This window comes from Nocardioides sp. Leaf374, from assembly GCF_916862475.1.
In the GTDB taxonomy this organism is placed as follows: domain Bacteria; phylum Actinomycetota; class Actinomycetes; order Propionibacteriales; family Nocardioidaceae; genus Nocardioides; species Nocardioides kribbensis.
Genome location: NZ_CAKASO010000084.1, coordinates 1 through 1363, shown reverse-complemented (window position 1 = coordinate 1363; position 1363 = coordinate 1). Strand labels below are relative to the sequence as shown.

Sequence of the window (1363 nt, the reverse complement as noted above, 5' to 3'; positions counted from 1 at the left end):
CAGGAGACCGTGGCCAGCAACGCCCGGCAGTCGCTGGCGCTGCACAAGACCAAGCGCGCCAGCGACCTCACCACCCGGCCGTACCCGCCGCCCGGCCGCCCGGCCGTACCGCCGCCCGGCCGCCGGCCGGCCCCGCCCCGCCGTACCGGCCGGGTCCGCCGCCCGGCCGTACCCGCAGGCCCCGGCCGGCTACGGCGGCCCCGCCGCCCGCACCACCGGCACCACCCGTCACACCTGTCGGCCCGGACCCGCACCTGTCGGCCCACGCGTAGGCCGACAGGTGCGGGTTTCGCCAGCCGGCTGGTGAAACCCGCGCCGGGAACGCCCAGCCCCCCGAGCGCGTTGAGCAGGGCGAGGCACGAAGCGCACCGGCTCACAGGGTTTCCTCAGACAGGGTCCCTACGGTGTGGGGGAGGACGCGATGCTGCTCAGGTCGAAGGGGACCGCGATGGAGGCTCGACAGGTCGACGACACGGTCGTCGGGTCCGGCGCGCCGCCGGAGGTGCCGAGCTGGGACGAGGTGGTCGAGCGCCACTCCGACCGCGTCTACCGCCTGGCCTACCGTCTCACCGGCAACCGCCACGACGCCGAGGACCTCACCCAGGAGGTCTTCGTGCGGGTCTTCCGCTCTCTGGACTCCTACACCCCCGGCACCTTCGAGGGCTGGCTGCACCGCATCACCACCAACCTCTTCCTCGACCAGGCGCGTCGCAAGCAGCGGATCCGCTTCGACGCCCTCTCCGACGAGCGGGCCGACCGGCTCACCAGCAGCTCCCCGGCCCCCGACGCGGCCTTCGCCGACCAGCAGTTCGACGACGACATCGAGCGGGCCCTGGCCACGCTGCCCCCCGACTTCCGCGCGGCGGTCGTGCTCTGCGACGTCGAGGGCCTGTCCTACGACGAGATCGCCCAGATCCTCGACGCCAAGCTCGGCACCGTGCGCTCCCGCATCCACCGCGGCCGCGCCATGCTCCGCACCGCCCTGTCCCACCGCGCCCCCTCGGCCGGCCGCCTGCGCTACTCCGGTCCGGCCGCCGACGCGCCGCCGGTCGCGGTGCAGGTCTCCGGCGGGGCGCAGCGGTGATCGGGCACCTCGGCCCCCGCGTCAGCGCCCTCCTCGACGGCCAGCTGTCGGGCGAGGAGGAGGAGCGCGCCTGGGCCCACGTGCACAGCTGCCACTCCTGCCGCGACCTCGTCGAGCGCGAGGGCTGGATCAAGACCCGGCTCTCGGGACTGTCCGGCGACCCGGCCGGCTCGGCGCCGTCGGCGCTCAAGGGCTCCATCCTCGGGACGTGCAGGTCGAGCCCGCTGACGGCGTCGCGTGCTGCGCCGGGGTAGCGCACGGTCACGGCGCTCAGGTCCA

General features: G+C 75.2%; 2 protein-coding genes. Both read left to right on the top strand.

Annotated elements, in window-relative coordinates; genetic code table 11:
- Positions 1-448: 448 nt before the first annotated feature.
- A complete protein-coding gene (sigE, locus tag LPA27_RS19140) occupies positions 449-1084 on the top strand; it encodes an RNA polymerase sigma factor SigE (protein ID WP_228943577.1) in 636 nt (211 codons plus the stop codon).
- Complete coding sequence (locus LPA27_RS19135) at positions 1081-1338, top strand: zf-HC2 domain-containing protein (RefSeq protein WP_228943575.1); 258 nt, start codon at positions 1081-1083, stop codon at positions 1336-1338. The genes sigE and LPA27_RS19135 overlap by 4 nt, the downstream gene beginning before the upstream one ends.
- The last annotated feature ends 25 nt before the right edge of the window (positions 1339-1363 follow it).